This window comes from Flavobacterium sp. GSP27 (assembly GCF_003970395.1).
Lineage (GTDB): Bacteria > Bacteroidota > Bacteroidia > Flavobacteriales > Flavobacteriaceae > Flavobacterium.
Genome location: NZ_RYDP01000015.1, coordinates 62,578 through 79,621 on the forward strand (window position 1 = coordinate 62,578; position 17,044 = coordinate 79,621).

General features: G+C 34.3%; 14 protein-coding genes. 4 read left to right on the forward strand and 10 right to left on the reverse strand.

The genetic code is table 11. The features are described from left to right. Positions 1 to 55: 55 nt before the first annotated feature. The 5 genes from EKM05_RS12525 to EKM05_RS12545 all read right to left on the reverse strand — a co-directional run bounded on the left by EKM05_RS12525 (position 56) and on the right by EKM05_RS12545 (position 6,855). Complete coding sequence (locus EKM05_RS12525) at positions 56 to 1,840, reverse strand: chloride channel protein (protein ID WP_126454883.1); 1,785 nt, start codon at positions 1,838 to 1,840, stop codon at positions 56 to 58. Positions 1,841 to 2,052: 212 nt separating this feature from the next. Further along, on the reverse strand, positions 2,053 to 3,738 hold the full coding sequence (gene ggt / locus EKM05_RS12530) for a gamma-glutamyltransferase (protein WP_126555776.1): 1,686 nt from the start codon (positions 3,736 to 3,738) through the stop codon (positions 2,053 to 2,055). Positions 3,739 to 3,752: 14 nt separating this feature from the next. Continuing rightward, positions 3,753 to 5,438: a gamma-glutamyltransferase gene (gene ggt / locus EKM05_RS12535; protein ID WP_126555779.1), complete on the reverse strand. Its 1,686-nt coding sequence runs from the start codon at positions 5,436 to 5,438 to the stop codon at positions 3,753 to 3,755. Positions 5,439 to 5,583: 145 nt separating this feature from the next. Further along, entirely contained in the window at positions 5,584 to 5,997 is a 414-nt protein-coding gene (locus EKM05_RS12540) for a GxxExxY protein (RefSeq protein ID WP_126454889.1), read from the reverse strand. Between the two features lie 276 nt (positions 5,998 to 6,273). After that, positions 6,274 to 6,855: an ACP phosphodiesterase gene (locus EKM05_RS12545; RefSeq protein ID WP_126459824.1), complete on the reverse strand. Its 582-nt coding sequence runs from the start codon at positions 6,853 to 6,855 to the stop codon at positions 6,274 to 6,276. 119 nt (positions 6,856 to 6,974) lie between these two features. Between EKM05_RS12545 and glmM the strand changes: the two genes are divergently transcribed. Further along, entirely contained in the window at positions 6,975 to 8,366 is a 1,392-nt protein-coding gene (gene glmM, locus EKM05_RS12550) for a phosphoglucosamine mutase (protein WP_126555782.1), read from the forward strand. A 193-nt stretch (positions 8,367 to 8,559) separates the two neighbouring features. On the opposite strand, the gene EKM05_RS12555 is transcribed toward glmM, so the two are convergent. The 4 genes from EKM05_RS12555 to EKM05_RS12570 form a co-directional block, all read right to left on the reverse strand. Further along, positions 8,560 to 9,129, reverse strand: coding sequence for a PepSY-associated TM helix domain-containing protein (locus EKM05_RS12555; protein WP_126555785.1), 570 nt, complete (start codon positions 9,127 to 9,129; stop codon positions 8,560 to 8,562). A 100-nt stretch (positions 9,130 to 9,229) separates the two neighbouring features. Continuing rightward, complete coding sequence (locus tag EKM05_RS12560) at positions 9,230 to 11,764, reverse strand: TonB-dependent receptor (RefSeq protein WP_126555786.1); 2,535 nt, start codon at positions 11,762 to 11,764, stop codon at positions 9,230 to 9,232. Beyond that, entirely contained in the window at positions 11,751 to 12,665 is a 915-nt protein-coding gene (locus EKM05_RS12565) for a FecR family protein (RefSeq protein WP_126555789.1), read from the reverse strand. Before EKM05_RS12565 ends, EKM05_RS12560 begins: the two co-directional genes overlap by 14 nt. A gap of 62 nt (positions 12,666 to 12,727) precedes the next feature. After that, positions 12,728 to 13,243, reverse strand: coding sequence for an RNA polymerase sigma factor (locus tag EKM05_RS12570; RefSeq protein WP_126459810.1), 516 nt, complete (start codon positions 13,241 to 13,243; stop codon positions 12,728 to 12,730). Positions 13,244 to 13,501: 258 nt separating this feature from the next. On the opposite strand from EKM05_RS12570, the gene EKM05_RS12575 reads away from it, so the two are divergent. The 3 genes from EKM05_RS12575 to EKM05_RS12585 all read left to right on the forward strand — a co-directional run bounded on the left by EKM05_RS12575 (position 13,502) and on the right by EKM05_RS12585 (position 16,040). Then, entirely contained in the window at positions 13,502 to 14,545 is a 1,044-nt protein-coding gene (locus EKM05_RS12575; RefSeq protein ID WP_126555792.1) for a hypothetical protein, read from the forward strand. A 104-nt stretch (positions 14,546 to 14,649) separates the two neighbouring features. Continuing rightward, complete coding sequence (locus EKM05_RS12580; RefSeq protein ID WP_126555794.1) at positions 14,650 to 15,423, forward strand: membrane metalloprotease; 774 nt, start codon at positions 14,650 to 14,652, stop codon at positions 15,421 to 15,423. Positions 15,424 to 15,449: 26 nt separating this feature from the next. Further along, positions 15,450 to 16,040, forward strand: coding sequence for a porin family protein (locus tag EKM05_RS12585; protein ID WP_126459801.1), 591 nt, complete (start codon positions 15,450 to 15,452; stop codon positions 16,038 to 16,040). A 97-nt stretch (positions 16,041 to 16,137) separates the two neighbouring features. Here the strand turns inward: EKM05_RS12585 and EKM05_RS12590 are convergent, their stop codons facing one another. Next, complete coding sequence (locus EKM05_RS12590) at positions 16,138 to 17,040, reverse strand: hypothetical protein (RefSeq protein WP_126555797.1); 903 nt, start codon at positions 17,038 to 17,040, stop codon at positions 16,138 to 16,140. Positions 17,041 to 17,044 lie beyond the last annotated feature (4 nt).

A 17,044-nucleotide genomic window follows, 5' to 3' on the forward strand; every position in this document is an offset into this window, starting at 1 on the left:
GATTTATTCTTTCGATAGAACACTTTAGAAGTTTGTGTTAAAAGTAATTACGAAATTATTCTATCGTCATCGATTTTAGTTTAGTTCTGTAAGCCTCAAGCGCAATAGATTTAGAAATAAAACCATAATATTTGTCGTTTTTGAGTACTGGCAAAAAGGCTACTTTAGATTTTTCAAATTTATTCATGACGGTTTCCATACTGTCATCCGGAGTGACTGTTTCCAAAGGTTTTATCATAATATCTTTGACCAAAGTATATTTAACTCTATAGGTATTGAATATTATTTCCCGAATAGTATTAAAATGAACCATTCCTAGAAGTTGATTTTCTGGATCTACTACAGCAAAAATTACTTGATTGGAATGTGATATCAAATCTACTAATTTTTCTAAATTTTCATTTGGCGTGACCGTTAAAAAATCCGTTTGAATAATAGAATTTGTTTCTAATGTGGAAAGAACATTAGTGTCTTTATTGCTGGTAAATGCATGTCCTTTTTGAATAAGATTTTTTACATCCATAGAATGTTTTTCAAAACGCTTTGAAATAGCAAAACTGATAGAAGAAACAATCATAAGTGGAATCATTAAATTATAACCTCCTGTAATTTCAGCAATTAAGAAAATCGCAGTCAATGGCGCATGAAACAAGCCACTCAATATTCCGGCCATGCCAACCAAAGTGAAATTGCTGATAGGAAGTTTCGTTAATCCGGTTAAATTTAAAAATTTAGCAAAGAAAAAACCAACATAAGACCCCAGAAATAGTGAAGGTGCAAAATTACCTCCATTACCACCACTACTCAAGGTTATTCCTGTAGCAAAAACCTTTATCATCATGGTGCAACCTACAAACAATAAAAGCGCCCAACTATTATTTCTAAAACTACTGAATAAAGTGTTCTCCAATAATTTTCCGGGATCATTTTCGGATAATGTTTTGATACTTTCATATCCTTCTCCAAAAAGTGTTGGAAAAATAAAAATAAGAATGGCCAAAATAGAAGAACCAAATAAGGCTTTTTTATAAGGCGATAATTTAAGTCTGGCAAAAAAATGTTCTACCCTTTGAAAGTTACGGGAATAATAAACGGAAACAAACCCGGTAAACAAGCCTAAAAGTACGTAAAAAAAAAGGTTGTGATAATCAAAACTTTGCTGTTGCTTAAAGGACAGTAAGATGGCTTCGTCCAAGGCAATGACGGATACTAATGCGCCTGTTGCCGCTGCAATCATAATGGGTGTAAATGCCGCAATACTCACATCAACTAATAACACTTCAATAGCAAATAATACACCCGCAATTGGCGCATTAAAAGCAGCGGCAATACCTGCGGCAACACCACAACCGATTAGAAGCGTTCGGTCTTTATAACTCAGTTTATATTTTTGGGCATAATTAGACCCAAAAGCAGCTCCTGTAATAACAATAGGGCTCTCCAGACCTGCAGACCCTCCTAATCCAACTGTTAGTGAGCTGGTAACAATTTGGGAATACATTTGTTTTTTTGGAATAATACTTGCTTTTTTGGCAACAGCATATAAAATTTGCGAAGTTCCTTTTTGTATGGTTCCTCCCAAAACTCTTTTGACTACAAAAACAGTAAGCAGAATACCAATTATAGGCAAGATACTATTAAGAAAACCTAATTTTAATATTCCACTGACATACGTGGCAAAAGAAAAAACCCAATGGGCAAAAGTTTTTAAAACGATTACGGCAAATGCAGAAGAGATACCAACTAAAACAGCAGATAAAAATATAAACTGTTTTGGAGTCAATAAAGACTGTGCTATGGCAATTATTACTTCTAATTTGGTGATCAACTTTTTGAACATTATATTTTTTTTAAAGGGGATGCAAAACTACTATTATTTTAATCCTAACAAATGTTTTTTAAAGCTTCTTTTGTGCTTAAGGGGTTTAAATTACAATTTGCGACAAACTGCTGCACAGCTTTTGGATCTATTTTGTGTAAAAGCGTTTTCTAAGGCGTGTGTAAATTTCATAAAAAAGTAAATTTGTCATCATTCCGAGCACAATCGACGGACTAAAATCCAACCGCTGTATCGTCACCTCTAAAATCAGCACCACCCTCTAATTTTTTAGTTGGTAAAACCAAAATCGCATCTACTTTTCCTATTACAGGTGTTGTTTTTTCATTGATGATGTATCCTCGGGACTTTAAGGTTTCAAAAGTTTTAGCATCGAAAGTATTAGGCTCAAAAGTGATTAAATCCGGTAACCATTGATGATGAAAACGAGGTGCGTTTACTGCTTGTTGCATGCTGAAATTATACTCAGAAACATTTAAAATCGTTTGCAATACGGATGTAATAATTGTCGAGCCTCCGGGAGAACCCACAACCATGAATAATTTGCCGTTTCTCTCCACAATTGTTGGCGTCATGGAACTCAGCATTCGTTTTTGTGGCGCAATACTATTAGCTTCATTTCCTACCAATCCAAACATATTAGGCACACCTGGTTTGGCACTGAAATCATCCATTTCGTTGTTGAGGAAAAATCCCAATTCATCACAATAGTATTTAGACCCGTAACCGTCGTTTAATGTTGTTGTTGCCGAAACAGCATTCCCAAACTGATCTACAATAGAATAATGAGTAGTTTCTGTACTCTCATTATAATTTACTTTTCCTTCTTTTATATCCGATGATAAGGTGGCTTTTTCAAAACTAAAATTCGACATTCTTTGTTTCAAATACGCATCTGTCATTAAGGCTTTTAAAGGAATTTTTACAAAATCAGGATCGCCCAGATAATAACTTCTGTCTGCGTAAGCCCTTCTTTCGGCTTCAACAATAACTTGAATGGCTTCGGTTGAGTTATGTCCCATTTTAGCCAGGTCGAAAGGCGCTATCATTTTGAATATTTCAGCTAGACATATTCCGCCACTGCTGGGTGGAGGCATCGAGATTATCTTTAAATCCTTGTAATCAAAAGTGAGTGGCGTCCTCCATTTGGCTTCGTATTGAGCCAGATCTTCTAAGGTGATGATAGCTCCTTTTTCTTGAAGGTATTTCACTAATATTTCAGCAGTTTTCCCTTTGTAAAATTCAGCTCTGCCATTTTTTGAAATCCTTTTCAACGTAGCTGCCAGCGCAGGATATTGTATTACATCATTTTCTTTGAAAGCAGTTGCAAATAACGTTTTGTTCCCATTTACTTTTATAATTCTATCTCGATAAGCAGCTAGTCGGTCTTCTTGTTTTTTGGTAACAATAACCCCTTTTTCGGCTAATGCAATTACAGGTTTCAGGATGTCTGCAATCGGTAATGAACCTAGTTTTTCATGAACTGCAAAAACACCGGCAATTGTTCCGGGAACTCCAATAGCCAGCGGAGACTCAGTACTTTTTCCTTTTATGACATTTCCTTTTTCGTCCAGAAACATGTTTTTCGTGGCTGCTATCGGCGCTTTTTCACGGTAATCTAACGAACCAATTTCACCGTTCGCTTTTCGGTACACCATAAAACCGCCACCGCCAAGATTTCCTGCAAAAGGGTAGGCTACTGCCAAAGCCAATTCGGTTGCCACCATCGCATCAAAAGCATTACCCCCTTTTCGCATGATTTCAACTCCAATTTTGGACGCTTCTACCCGTGCCGAAACGACCATTGCTTTATCAGCAACCAATCCTGTGGGCTGAACCATTATATTTTGGGTTTTACACCCAATAGAAAGCATACATAGTAGAATACTAATTTTTTTCATTTGAATGTATAAATTTAAAAACCAACGGCTTTATTATCACCTCTTTTGTCTGCGCCACCTTCTAATTTTCCATTTGGCAAAACCAAAATTGCATCAACTTCACCAATGATTTCTTTGTTTTTTTCATTGATTAAATAGCTTTTTTTCTTCAGATTATTCAATAATTCTGTATCGAATGAATTGGGTTCAAAAGTAATTTCATCGGGTAACCATTGATGGTGAAAACGTGGGGCGTTTACCGCTTCTTGCATGCTCATATCAAATTCATACACATTTAATATCGTTTGTAACACCGATGTGATAATGGTGGAGCCTCCCGGCGTACCTACAACCATAAAAAGCGTACCGTTTTTTTCGACAATCGTGGGTGTCATGGAACTTAACATTCTTTTTCCGGGAGCAATACTGTTGGCTTCACTTCCAGTGAGTCCGTATAAGTTGGGAACACCCGGTTTGGCACTGAAATCATCCATTTGATTATTCAAAAAGAAACCCAATTCGTCACAATATATTTTAGAACCATAGTTATCATTTAAAGTAGTTGTTGCTGAAACTGCATTCCCAGCGGCATCAACAATAGAGTAATGTGTGGTTTGGTTGCTTTCATATCCCTTGATTGCTCCGTGGGCAATATCCGAAGATTTAGAAGCTTTATCAAATGAAAAATCAGCCATTCTTTTTTCTAAATAGGATGGACTTACTAATTCTTTTACCGGAAGTTTTACAAAATCAGGATCACCCAAGAAATAATTCCTGTCCGCATAGGCTCTTCGTTCTGCTTCAGTAATGACTTGAATCGTTTTTAGGCTGTTGTGTCCCATTTGCGAGAGGTTGAAGGGCTCAATCATTTTCATGATTTGATTCAAACAAATTCCACCACTGCTGGGAGGCGACATCGAGGTGATTTTTAAATTTTTATATTGAAAAGTAATTGGAGTTCGCCACTTGGCTTTATAACTATTAAAATCTTCAATGGTGGTATTTCCACCTTTTTCAGCAAGAAAAGCAACTAACTTTTGAGCAGTTTCTCCTTTGTAAAATTCATCTCGTCCGTTTTTAGCAATTCGTTTTAATGTTGCTGCCAAAGCGATGTATTTTATAGTATCATTTTCTTTATATACTTTAGAAAACAAACTGTTCTTACCATTACTTTTTATAAAGGAGGCTCTGTGATACGCTAAACTTTCGGCTTGAAATTTAGTGACAATAACACCTCTTTCTGCCAAAGCAATTACAGGTTTGAGAATTTCACTGATGGGTAAAGAGCCATATTTTTTGTGTACTTCAAATATTCCTGCAATGGTACCCGGAATTCCAGATGCCAAAGCAGTCGCAGTACTTTTTCCTTCAATTACATTTCCTTTTTTGTCTAGAAACATATCTTTAGATGCTGCCAAAGGTGCTTTTTCTCTGTAATCGATAGCGCCTGTTTCACCATTGGCTTTTCTGAAAACCATGAAACCGCCACCACCAATATTTCCCGCCTGAGGATGTGAAACCGCCAAAGCCAGTTCCATGGCAACCATAGCATCAAAAGCATTACCGCCTTTTTTCATGATTTCAACTCCAATTTGCGACGCTTCTTCACGAGCGGAAACGACCATCGCTTTAGAAGTCACTAAACCTGTTGGTTCGACTGTTTTTTCATTTGATTTGCAACCTAAAACGGCAAAGGCAAGTAGGAATAGTATTTTTTTCATTGTATAATATATTTTGGTTTTAGGTGTATTGTTTTGGTTGTTTTATATTGTAATACTTTAAATGGTTTGACCACATAGAGACATAGAATTTTAGTTTGTGTGTAAAAAAACTTCGCTTAAAAATAGATTTCATAGACGGATTTAGTTACTCTGTTGGTAAAATTTTATAAAATTCATTAACGAAAGTCTTTTGCCCCTCTTTGAAAATATTATAACAATTAAAATTTATCAAAACACCTTTTGGTGATTTTAATAATTTCATATGATTCAAAAGTTTTGCTTCAAAAGCAGGATGTATTTCTGAGACGGCTTTAAACTCAATAACAATTAAGTTTTCAACTAGCAAATCACATCTAAAATCAGATTCCATGATTTTGCCTTTGTAAATGACAGGTATTTTAAGCTCTGAAATAAAATTAATATTCCGCACCCGTAATTCCTCTTTCATACATTGGTGATAGACGCTTTCTAATAAACCTCTACCCATGATTTTATGAACTTCTATTGCTGCCCCAATAATTTGAAAGCTTAATTCATTTAGATATTTTTGTGTAATCATCCTTTTAGTCCTTTCGAATTATTAATCTTCTTAAAGCGTTGTTGATTTAAATATAATATTGTCTTTGTAATACTACTAAGTAAGTCGAAAGTTTAAAAGTCGTAAAGTCAAAAGAATTAACTTTAAGTAAAATAACTTTAAATTAGATTGTTACATGATTTTATCCTGATTTTAAAATACGACATTATACCATGGTTATTACTTATGTTTGAAAATTATTTTCTAATCTGTCTCTACAAAAAACAAACTTATGTTTCTATGTGGTAAAAAAAATCATTAATCAATTCTTTTTTGTTTTGCAAAAGCGTTCAATTCTTCAAAGAATTCCGTGAACTCCTTTTCAAATTCCGAATAAAATTCTGAAAGCTCATTGGTAGCAAACCGCATTTTAGATTCATTTTTGGTGCGATGGTCCATTTGAGTCAAAATATGCTCAATTCCTTCAACCGTTTGATAACTCACCAGCCAATTTTCTTTCATCATGGTAGGCATTAGTCCTTTGGTTCGTTCTGACAACATCTCATAATTATAATACAAGGATTGGTAAAATCGTATCACAAAGTCCTCTAGTTTTTCATCGGAATACTTCGTCCAGTTTTTAGCCAAAAAATGGTCGTAAAAAACATCAACAATTACACCTGCATAATGATGATAATGCTCATGCAGGCGTTTGGTACTTTTTCTAAAAACAAGATGTGCATCAGTAAAAGTGTCAATGGCACGATGCAGAACAATTCCTTTTTGAATTTCTAAAGGAAAGCTTTCAAAATGTTTTCCCCGAATTCCATCGGCCATGAAATTGCCAATTTTGATTAAATCATTATCACCGGAAAGATAGATGTGTGCTAGAAAATTCATTCGCCTAATTTAGGAATTTAAATGGTTAATTTTGAATTCTAAATGACTTTTATAAAGCGTCAATTATTATATTTGTGAGCAATTTAAAATTTATAATTCAAAATTTAAAATAATAATCAATGACTTTAATAAAATCAATATCGGGAATACGTGGGACAATAGGCGGTAAAGTAGGGGATAACCTGACACCTGTTGATGCGGTTAAATTTGCCGCGGCGTACGGAACTTGGTTAAAAAAATATATCGGGAAGGAAAAAATCACTGTTGTTGTAGGTCGTGACGCCCGTATTTCGGGACCAATGATTCACAATTTGGTGGTAAATACTTTAATTGGTTTAGGAATTGACGTGATTGATTTAGGTCTATCAACAACGCCAACGGTTGAAGTTGCTGTTCCGTTAGAAAAAGCTGAAGGTGGCATTATCCTTACCGCTTCTCACAATCCAAAACAATGGAATGCCTTGAAATTATTGAATGAAAAAGGAGAATTCCTGAATGGAGAAGAAGGCTTGAAAATTCTTGAAATTGCTGAAACGGAAGCTTTCGATTTCTCAGATGTGGATAATTTGGGAGAAATTATGATTAACGACGCCTACATGGATATTCATATTGATGAAGTGTTGAATTTACCTTTGGTAGATGTTGATGCAGTAAAAGCAGCTAAATTTAAAGTGGTTGTGGATGGTGTAAATTCTTCTGGAGGAATTATTATTCCAAGATTATTGGAATTAATGGGCGTTGAAGTAGTCGAGTTATACTGTGAACCAAATGGTCATTTTCCTCACAATCCCGAACCGTTGAAAGAACATTTGACCGATATTTCAGAATTGGTTGTCAAAGAAAAAGCAGATTTAGGAATCGTGGTAGATCCTGATGTGGATCGTTTGGCTTTCATTTGTGAAGACGGAGAGATGTTTGGTGAAGAATATACTTTGGTGGCTTGCGCCGATTATGTATTGAGTAAAACACCAGGGAATACGGTTTCGAATATGTCGTCTTCCCGTGCGTTGCGTGATGTAACTAATTTGCATAACGGAAGCTATGAAGCCAGTGCGGTGGGTGAGGTAAATGTAGTCGAGTTGATGAAAAAGAATAATGCTGTAATAGGTGGTGAAGGAAATGGCGGAATCATTTATCCGGAACTGCATTACGGTCGTGATAGTTTAGTGGGAGTAGCGCTGTTTTTAACGCATTTGGCTAACAAAAAAATGACAGTTTCGGCTTTGCGTGCTTCGTATCCGGAATATTATATGAGCAAAAACAAAATCGAATTGACGCCACAAATTGATGTAGATGCGATTCTTGTTGCCATGACGGAAAAATATAAAAATGAAGATATTACAACCATTGACGGTGTAAAAATTGACTTTGCTGAAAATTGGGTTCACCTAAGAAAATCGAATACGGAGCCTATAATTCGTATTTATACCGAAGCTGCTTCACAAGAGAAAGCAGATGCTTTGGCACTTCGAATTATTGATGAAATAAAAGCAGTGGCTGGAATATCTTAGAAATCTAAAATAAATACTGACAAATAGCCTGTTTGAATTATTAAACAGGCTTTTTTGATCCGTCCTTGGGACTAAATTAAAGCGTAAACTTTTATTTTAGTCTTCTTTGCAGATGACATTGCAGAGGAATAATTATGATTATTTATGCAATAATAGAGAAAATAATGAAGTGTTATTTATTTGAATTACCACTTTATGATTTTCGTTTCATCCTCTTTGGTCCATACCAAAGCCAGAATCCTGTGATTGTAAACAGTAAAAGTGCAAATCCCATGACGGTTGTGTAAAATAATTTGAAGAAACCACTACCCGTTTTGAAGTAATCGTCAACAATTGATCCATCGTGTATTTTTTCAATAATATCAGATCTTCGTCTTTCAATATGCAATAATTTCCCTGTTGCTCCGTCTAGTTGAATTCCCCAATAATTCTCAGCAAAAATAAATTTCACCATTCCTTTATCTTTTTTTATTTCAATGCGCTCTAGTTCTAAAGTACTATCTGCTGAAATTGAATCATGTACAATTTTGCAAGCATTTTTATGCAAACTATCAATAGGAAGCCAGTCTTTAAATTGCACCGAAGTACCTTGATAAGATTTTGATTGCAGTAGTCCGCCACTATTTTTTTTCCAACCTAATAATAGTCCTGTCACGGAAACAATAAAGAAAAATAGGAATAAAAAAGCGCCAGTTGTTCTGTGTAATTTTCTAAAAATCCGGAGTAATTTAGCTTGTTGTTTTCTTGAATTATTTTCGGTCATTTTAATGCACTATTTTTTATGGTAATTTCGATTAAATTTTTCTATCAGCACATTATAAATAAAGCAATATAATCTACCTTAGGTGGTAATAAAATAATCCTTAAAAATTTACTCTGAAACTTATATTTGGCGTTAAGCCAAGTGACTTATTGTCTACTTGAATGGCATCATTAGTATCATTTGGATTGACTTTGTAATAGCGATTGATGACATTGTCCTGATTGGAAGCATTGATTACACCGGCTGTAAACGAAGCTTTAATTGATTCAGACAGGTTGAAATTATACTGTAAGGAAGCGTCTAAACGCATGAAATTATCTAAATTTTCATTGTTGGGGGAATCGTAGTTGACCATTGTGGCATTTCCGTCTTGTATGGTTTCATTTCCTGGAATGGGTTTTGTATACGGTTGCCCGTTTCGCCATACTCCACCAACAGATACTTTTAGATTTTTGATTATATCATAATAAAACCCAATAGAAAAAGAATGTCTTATATCCGCATTATTAGGAAAGACAGAAGGCGTAAAAACAGCAAATTCATAATCGTTTATGCTATAGGTGTAACTGAACCAAGCACTATATTTACGAGCTGTTTTATTGGCTAGAAACTCAATTCCTTTTGCTGTATAGCTGCCGTTGGCATTAATAAACTGAAAACTATTATAGAAACCCTGATTAGAAGCCGTTATGCCCTCTACCAATTTATAAAATCCAGTAAGCTCAATATTTAATTTTTTTTGGTTGAATTCTATTCCAAAAGAGCCTTGTTTACTTGTTGCAATCGGGATATCTTGATTGTTTACTAAAACCCAACGTCTTTTTTCAACACCAAGAAAATCATCTTCAAAATCAATTATTTGTGCAGTAGTTTGATTTTTAAATTCTCCTTCTAGTTTCAGAGCAAAAGTAGTTGATAATTTTTGTCGGATATTTATTCTTGGTTCAATCAAAAATTTATTAAATTTTTGAAAATAATTTATACGCATACCAACTCTTAAATAAGTGTTTGCATTGTTGTATTCCGCTTCCGAAAATAGGGAATGATTTAACAGCACATCCTTTTTAGTTCGTTTATATGACGGAGCGCTAACGGTAGTTTCGTTTAACATTCCTGTTTCATTAAACTGGTACCCGGATAAAAGGCTTAGGTGCTTATTTACTTTATAATGGGTATTTAGTTTCACGCCAGTTTCCAGAACTTCATTGGTTTCTGTGAGTCGTTGGTCAGTTTCTATCCTATAATCAGTGGCGTCGATATTGTATTTTGAAAAATAGGTAATCAGGTTGGTACTCCATTTTGAGGTCCATTGTGCTTTCCAGTTTCCGCCGTAACCAATATTATTTTGAGAAAGTGTACTTGCTTTTGTTTCAGTATTGTTCGTATTAGCGTTGCTCTCAGAATAGGCCAAAGCATTATTTATTCCAATAATATTGGCTCTAAACTGATGTTTTTCATTTAAATCAAAAAGTAATTTGGCGGTAAAATCGTAAAAGTAAAAATCAGAATTAGTATTCTTGTCTGAGCTATCGGCATTGATTTCGCTGTCCTGAAAACTTCTTTCAAAATAATTGTTATAAGTTGGTGTATTGAAAAGATCCGTAATAGAACGGCGACCTGAAAGGTGAAGTTCCAGATCCTTAGCTAACGGAATGGCAAGAAAAGCATCGGCACTGATGAGATTGACACCGGCTCCACCGGAAAATTTGTTCGTCACTACGTCTTTGGTTTGCATGTTTATGGTGCTGGAAACTCCATCACTGTACTCCGCACTCGTTCCGTTTTTGCTGACAGTCACTTTTTCGGTAAGATTTGGATTATAGGCAGAAATCAATCCGAAGAAATGACCGGAATGGTACATTTTGATATTATCCCAAATGACCAGGTTCTGATCGTTAGTACCACCACGAACATTGATGTTTGCAATGCTTTCATTGGTACTTTCAATTCCGGGAAGTATTTGTATGGATTGTAAAATATCAGGTTCAATAAGTCCAGGAAGAATCCCGAATTTTTTTGTGTTTAAAACGGTACTGCCGTCTAAAAACTTTTGCAAACCAGGGGTCAAATATACATTAATTAACACTTGGTTCAGCGTTTCGCTTTTTGCTGTAAGAGTGATTTCCAGACAATTAGTACCGGATAAAAACAGTTCTTTTGCAGGAATCTCTTTAATTTCATATCCTAAATACGAGAGCGTAATTGTTGAATTCAGAGGTATGTTTTGTAATTTAAAGATACCCTTTTCAGTTGTAACGGTGCTTCTGGAAGTATTCTTTACCAGTACGGAAGCACCGGAAAGTGGCCTCTTATTTTCCTGGTCAAAGACAGTCCCGCAAACAGCTATCGTTTTATTGATAACCGAAACGGTAATGTACCGCTTGTCTAAAACTTTAAAATTCAGTACTGTTTTAGCATTAAGATAATCTATAACCTGAGGTAATGTGAGTGTAGTTTCAGGTTTTTCTATTGAAACAGCGACTACATCTTCTACAGCATACGAAAATTTAATATTAAATTGTTTCTCTATAGAAAGGATAAGAGCCGTTAGTGGAATTTTTTTTGGAGAATTTTGTCCGTAACACAAGCTTCCAAAACAAAGTAATAGCAAAATCAGCCCTTTATTTTTCATCATAATTATAAAATATAACGGTTTTGCCTTCCATTTTATAACTTAATTTAAGCGGAATTGTAATCGCCTGAAGGGCTATATTTTGATCTTTATGTGTAAAACTACCTGTAAATAATTTAGTTGTATCCAGATTTCGTGTTTTAATTTTTAGATCATATTGACGCTCCAGTTCTGCAATAACCTGATTAAGAGGAACACGGTCAAAACTAGATTCTTCTTGAATCCACGAAGGGTTTTTTGCATTTAAGTCTTGAACACCTTCTATGGCATCATTTATAATTCGGAATGTTTTGCCAGGAGGCAATTTAACGATTTGATTTTTGTAGGACACGCTAACTAAGCCTTCATAGCAATTTACTTCAAAATATTTGTTCCGTTTTTTTACATTAAATTGTGTTCCTAAGACAGTAATAATTCCGGCATCTGTTCGCACACTAAAAGTTTGTCCTTTTTTGACTTTAAAAAAGGCTTCTCCGTCTAAAGTTAAATTTCTTTGATCATCCCATTTTTTGTCGTTAAAAGTTATTTTTGAATCAGAATTTAAGATTACTTCAGAATCATCAGGAAGGTTAAAGGTTTTTGTTTGTGCTATTTGGGTCTCAAATGTCTGAATGTTATTAAAAAACAAAAAATAAGACGACGTCAATAAAACCACTAAAACTGCAGCTACTTTAAACCCTGTTTTAAAATTTAGGGTTCTGACTTTTGTTTCCTTTTTAGACTGATTTCTAGCTGTAAATGCTGCAAAAGCTTCCTGAGCATCTACTTGTGGAGCTTCCATTTTAGAGGCATAATAAGCAATTTTATCAAGTGTTTGCAAGCTATCAGATTGTTTTAAATCCTCAATTTCTGTACTTGAAAGCGCATCGTCTAACCATTTTAATATTTCTTTTTCGTTTTTCATTTTAATATCGCTATGTTTATTAGACAACTAACTTTTAAATTACCCTACGGTAAAATGGTTATTTATAGGTTTTCTATCTGGGATTTTAAAAGTTGCAGTGCTGCCGACATTCTTTTTTCTACGGTTTTTTGAGAAATGTCGAGTATTTCAGCTATTTCTCGGTACTTTTTGCCATCGATTCGATTCATCAAAAATACTTCTCGTTGCGCTTCACTTAAGGATGCAATTGCTTTAGTAAGTTTTTGTTTGAATTCTTCTTCTTCAAATAAATATTCTGGATTTTGATTATTGGTGTCTAAATTTGGTGTTTCTTTCGCATACTGCAATACTACTTTGTGGTGTTTTATAGTATTTAGAAATAAATTTGATATCGTTGTAAATAAATAAGTTTTTACTTTACTGAAATCAATTTTGGCACAATTCTCCCAAATTTTAGTAAAAGCATCTTGAACTAAATCTAAAGCAGTATCAGTATTACCACATTTATAATAGGCAAAATTAGTTGCTGATTGTACTTGCTTTAAGTAAAAGTCTCTAAAGTGTTTTTCTTCGCAAAGTGTACTCTTTTGGTCGTCCATTTAAAAGGGATTCATTTTTTGTAGATTGTAAATGTAATTTTTTTTTCAAAAAGCAGTCAGGTTAATTCGAATTGATTTTTACTTAAAAAAAATATAAAATCGTATAGTACTGTTATATAGTTATTTATGAATTTTTTAATAAAAATTTATATTTTTTTTAAAAATAAAATAGGGTAAAACGGAACGTAGTTGTCTTACTAAAAGAAAGGCGTCAAAAACAGCGCCTCTACAAACAAAAATATATTAAATTTGAACGTTATGAAAAAATTAAAAACGATTACTGGAATAGCATTAATGACTCTATTCGGATTTGCATCTTGTCAAAGTGAAGTGGATAACGAGCAAGGACAAAACCCAAATACAAATGCGGCAAACTCAACTACAGCAAACAATCTGAAACGTACTTCTATGTATGACGGATCATCGGATGATTTTTTAGACGGCACCTCTTGTTCTTCTATTATCCTGCCAGCTTCAGCTAGAGTAAATGGAACGCAGGTTACTCTTTTTAGCCAAGTCAATTATCAACAAGTCATTTCTATCCTTGGACAGTATAATAATGATCAGGATTCTGTAGTATTACAATTTCCTTTAAAAGTTAAATTAAGCAATTATACAGAGGTTAATGTAAGTAACCAAACAGAGTATAATGCTATAATTAATGCTTGTTCCTCCGCACAATCATCTGGTCAGAATGCTATTTCGTCAGTAAAGATTAGTTTTCCAATTACTATTTTGACCTATAATTTAAGTGTACAACAAACGGGAAGCGTTGTTATCACATCCGAACAGCAATTATATACGTATATGACTAATATTAGTAGTACGGAATTGTTTTCAGTAAATTATCCAATGTCAGTTACAACCAGTGATGGTTCAAAAACTACAATTTCTAGTGATGCAGAATTGCAAGCTACTATTGTGGCGTCTCTTAAAACAGAAGCAACTAAAGACGAAGCAGCTCAAAATTCAAAAAAATTAGAAACGATTATGGTAAACGGCAAATTCAAAGTAGAATCATTTGTAAGTTCTGGAGTAAATTCAGCAACTAATTACAAAGATTTTACAATAGATTTTGCAAATGATTGGAGTGTAAAAGCGGTAAATAATTTAAATACAACTGTAAATGGTACGTACGCTGTAAGCTCACAAATAGAAGTCTTTCTTAAATTAAATTTTACAAGTAACGCTTCTTTCAGCTTGTTGAATAATGATTGGAAAGTAACTTCTTTTAATGCAACAACGATATCATTACAAAGTTCAACTAATGCAGCGGCGACGTTAGTATTGAAACAAATATAAAGTAGACTTTTAAGTTGGGTTTAATTTTTTTGAAATTCTCAAAAAACAGTTGTCTTTTTAGGCAGCTGTTTTTTAATAATAAACTTTAATATAAATAGATAATAATGAAAAAAGTACTTGTAATCCTGTGCGTAGGTTTTGTCTTATTGGTATCCTGTTCAAAAGAAAATGATGTAACAGAAGGAATTGAGACTGTTAATCCCATTACAAATAAACAGTCCACAGGTAGTTCTGCAAACGATTTATTATCAGATAAAAAGTTTAAAAGTATGGTTATTGAAGTGGTTTATGTTGCTGGTTTTCAGCCAACAAGTATAGCAATAAATAATTTTGTAGCTTTTCTGGAAGCACGAACACATAAGCCCAATGGGATTAATATTGTATTGAGATCGATCCCGTCACCAGGGACTTCTCCGTATACCAATGAGGAAATTGTAGCAATTGAAGAAACAAACCGAACAAAATACAATACCTCAAATGAAATTGCCGTTTGGGCCTTTTTTGCAGATGGAGAATCAGCTAGAAATACAAGCTCCGGAGTTGTTTTAGGAACGGCGTATAGAAATACTTCATTTGTTATTTATGAACAAACAATTCATGGGTTAAGCAACAGCCCTTTTAAACCCAACAGAAGCGTATTAGAAACAACTATCATCACCCACGAATTTGGACATATTTTTGGCTTAACAAACTTAGGAACGGCATTGCAAAGCAATCATGAAGATGGGGAACACCCAAAGCATTGTAATATAAAAACGTGTTTAATGTTTTGGTCTGCAGAAACAGGCAGTGGTATTGGAGAGATGGTCTCTGGAGGTACAGCACCACAATTAGATGCACAATGTATTGCAGATCTTAGAGCTAACGGGGGAAAATAATAGAATACATTAAAAAACACTTATCGATGAAAAAACAAAAATTAATACTCGTAATGCTTTTTGGTATGACCCTCGCTGTGAATGCCCAAAACAACTCGAATAATAAATCCTTTGGAGGAATAAAAGGAGGGTATAGTTTATCCTCAGTACAATTTGACGGAAATGCTGAAACAGCTCAACGTCATAGCTTTCATGTGGGGGTTTATGGAGAGTCGTTTATAAGCAATAGTTTTTCTGTTCAGCCAGAATTGTTGTATTCCCAACAAGGATATATAATTACGAATAGTAGCGGTACATTTACACAAAAGCTAAATTATATCAACCTGCCATTGATGCTTAAAGCCTATCCTTCTAGAAATTTCTTTTTAGAAGTAGGGCCTCAAATTGGATTGGCTGTTTCTCACAGAGAGGAGTTTAACAGTGGGTTTAGTTTATTTGATACCAATCAAGAATTTGAACCTAATAATTTTGACTGGGGAGTCAATTTTGGAGCAGGTTTTAAAACGGATTCCGGAATAAGTTTAGGAGTACGCTATCACTTAGGCAAGGGCGATATCTATGAGGAAGGAAAAGCACAAAATCGAGTACTGCAGTTTTCGTTAGGATTTGATTTATAATTAAAAAAAACAGTTGAAATGCCCAATAGATATTGGGCATTTTTTGTTTATTTTACTCTGAATAAATTTCACGAAAAGGGCTTTACTACAACTGTTTTTAGAACAAAACTTTGTAGATGAGTCCGGCGGTAAAACCTCTTGTAAGTCCATCGGGTCTTACTTCCCGAATTACAAAAGGGGCAGCCAATGATAATTCGATACTATTTTTAGCATCAATAGCATAAGAACCAATCAAATTTCCATTGATGGTGAGTCCATCAGAATTTTGTATGGTTTCTCTTTTTCCAAAAGCATTTTCAAAACTATCCTCGCCTAAATGATAAAGAAATAATACATTAGGTTTGAAGGTAAATTTAGTATTAGCGGGCTGAATGGTGTAGGTAGTTCTAAATAAAGCATCTGATTTTCTTTCAAATAAATTAGTAGACGGGAAATCATCCGTGTCTGAAAACTCCTTAAAATAAGAGTTTCTGTTGTTATTAAAAACAGGAATCTGTATCCCGGTATTGAAATCCCATTTTTTATAAGTAAGATTCAAACCCAAAATAAGGTCAAAAGTTCCCAGACTGGATTGGTAGTCTAACGGAAGCGAAAATTCATTTATTTTTAGATTGGAACTCGTAAAAGGTATTTTAAAACCCATAAGAGTGCTCCATTTTGCGGTAGTTTTAGTTTTCCAGTTATAGTTGCCTATGAAATAGCCATCACCAAAAGCACCACGTTGTCCAAAACTGCCGTTTGCTACAGAATAAGTGATTTTAGAACTGAGTGAAAAGCGTTCGTTTATTGTTCTGGTATAGGTAAGATAGGATGAAAAATAAGTTAGATCTGCTTCCCCGGTGCCAAAAATATTTCCTATTTCTATACCGTTTTTGAAATCAGTTTTTGAGTTTTGAAAGCTGTTTCCTATCGAACAAATCCCTGCGTCACTGCATCCTTGAGAATAAGAACTAAAGCCTGAAAACAGCCCAACGAGTACAATTATTATTGTTTTTTTCATGGAT

Excerpts from the sequence above, each read along its gene's own strand:
- EKM05_RS12565 (WP_126555789.1), bottom strand. The coding sequence starts at position 12,665 with ATGAAAAACGAAAAAGAAATATTAAAATGGTTAGACGATGCGCTTTCA.
- glmM (WP_126555782.1), top strand. The coding sequence starts at position 6,975 with ATGACTTTAATAAAATCAATATCGGGAATACGTGGGACAATAGGCGGT.
- EKM05_RS12540 (WP_126454889.1), bottom strand. The coding sequence starts at position 5,997 with ATGATTACACAAAAATATCTAAATGAATTAAGCTTTCAAATTATTGGG.
- EKM05_RS12555 (WP_126555785.1), bottom strand. The coding sequence starts at position 9,129 with ATGACCGAAAATAATTCAAGAAAACAACAAGCTAAATTACTCCGGATT.
- EKM05_RS12590 (WP_126555797.1), bottom strand. The coding sequence starts at position 17,040 with ATGAAAAAAACAATAATAATTGTACTCGTTGGGCTGTTTTCAGGCTTT.
- EKM05_RS12575 (WP_126555792.1), top strand. The coding sequence starts at position 13,502 with ATGAAAAAATTAAAAACGATTACTGGAATAGCATTAATGACTCTATTC.
- EKM05_RS12560 (WP_126555786.1), bottom strand. The coding sequence starts at position 11,764 with ATGATGAAAAATAAAGGGCTGATTTTGCTATTACTTTGTTTTGGAAGC.
- ggt (WP_126555776.1), bottom strand. The coding sequence starts at position 3,738 with ATGAAAAAAATTAGTATTCTACTATGTATGCTTTCTATTGGGTGTAAA.
- EKM05_RS12525 (WP_126454883.1), bottom strand. The coding sequence starts at position 1,840 with ATGTTCAAAAAGTTGATCACCAAATTAGAAGTAATAATTGCCATAGCA.
- EKM05_RS12585 (WP_126459801.1), top strand. The coding sequence starts at position 15,450 with ATGAAAAAACAAAAATTAATACTCGTAATGCTTTTTGGTATGACCCTC.
- ggt (WP_126555779.1), bottom strand. The coding sequence starts at position 5,438 with ATGAAAAAAATACTATTCCTACTTGCCTTTGCCGTTTTAGGTTGCAAA.
- EKM05_RS12570 (WP_126459810.1), bottom strand. The coding sequence starts at position 13,243 with ATGGACGACCAAAAGAGTACACTTTGCGAAGAAAAACACTTTAGAGAC.
- EKM05_RS12580 (WP_126555794.1), top strand. The coding sequence starts at position 14,650 with ATGAAAAAAGTACTTGTAATCCTGTGCGTAGGTTTTGTCTTATTGGTA.
- EKM05_RS12545 (WP_126459824.1), bottom strand. The coding sequence starts at position 6,855 with ATGAATTTTCTAGCACACATCTATCTTTCCGGTGATAATGATTTAATC.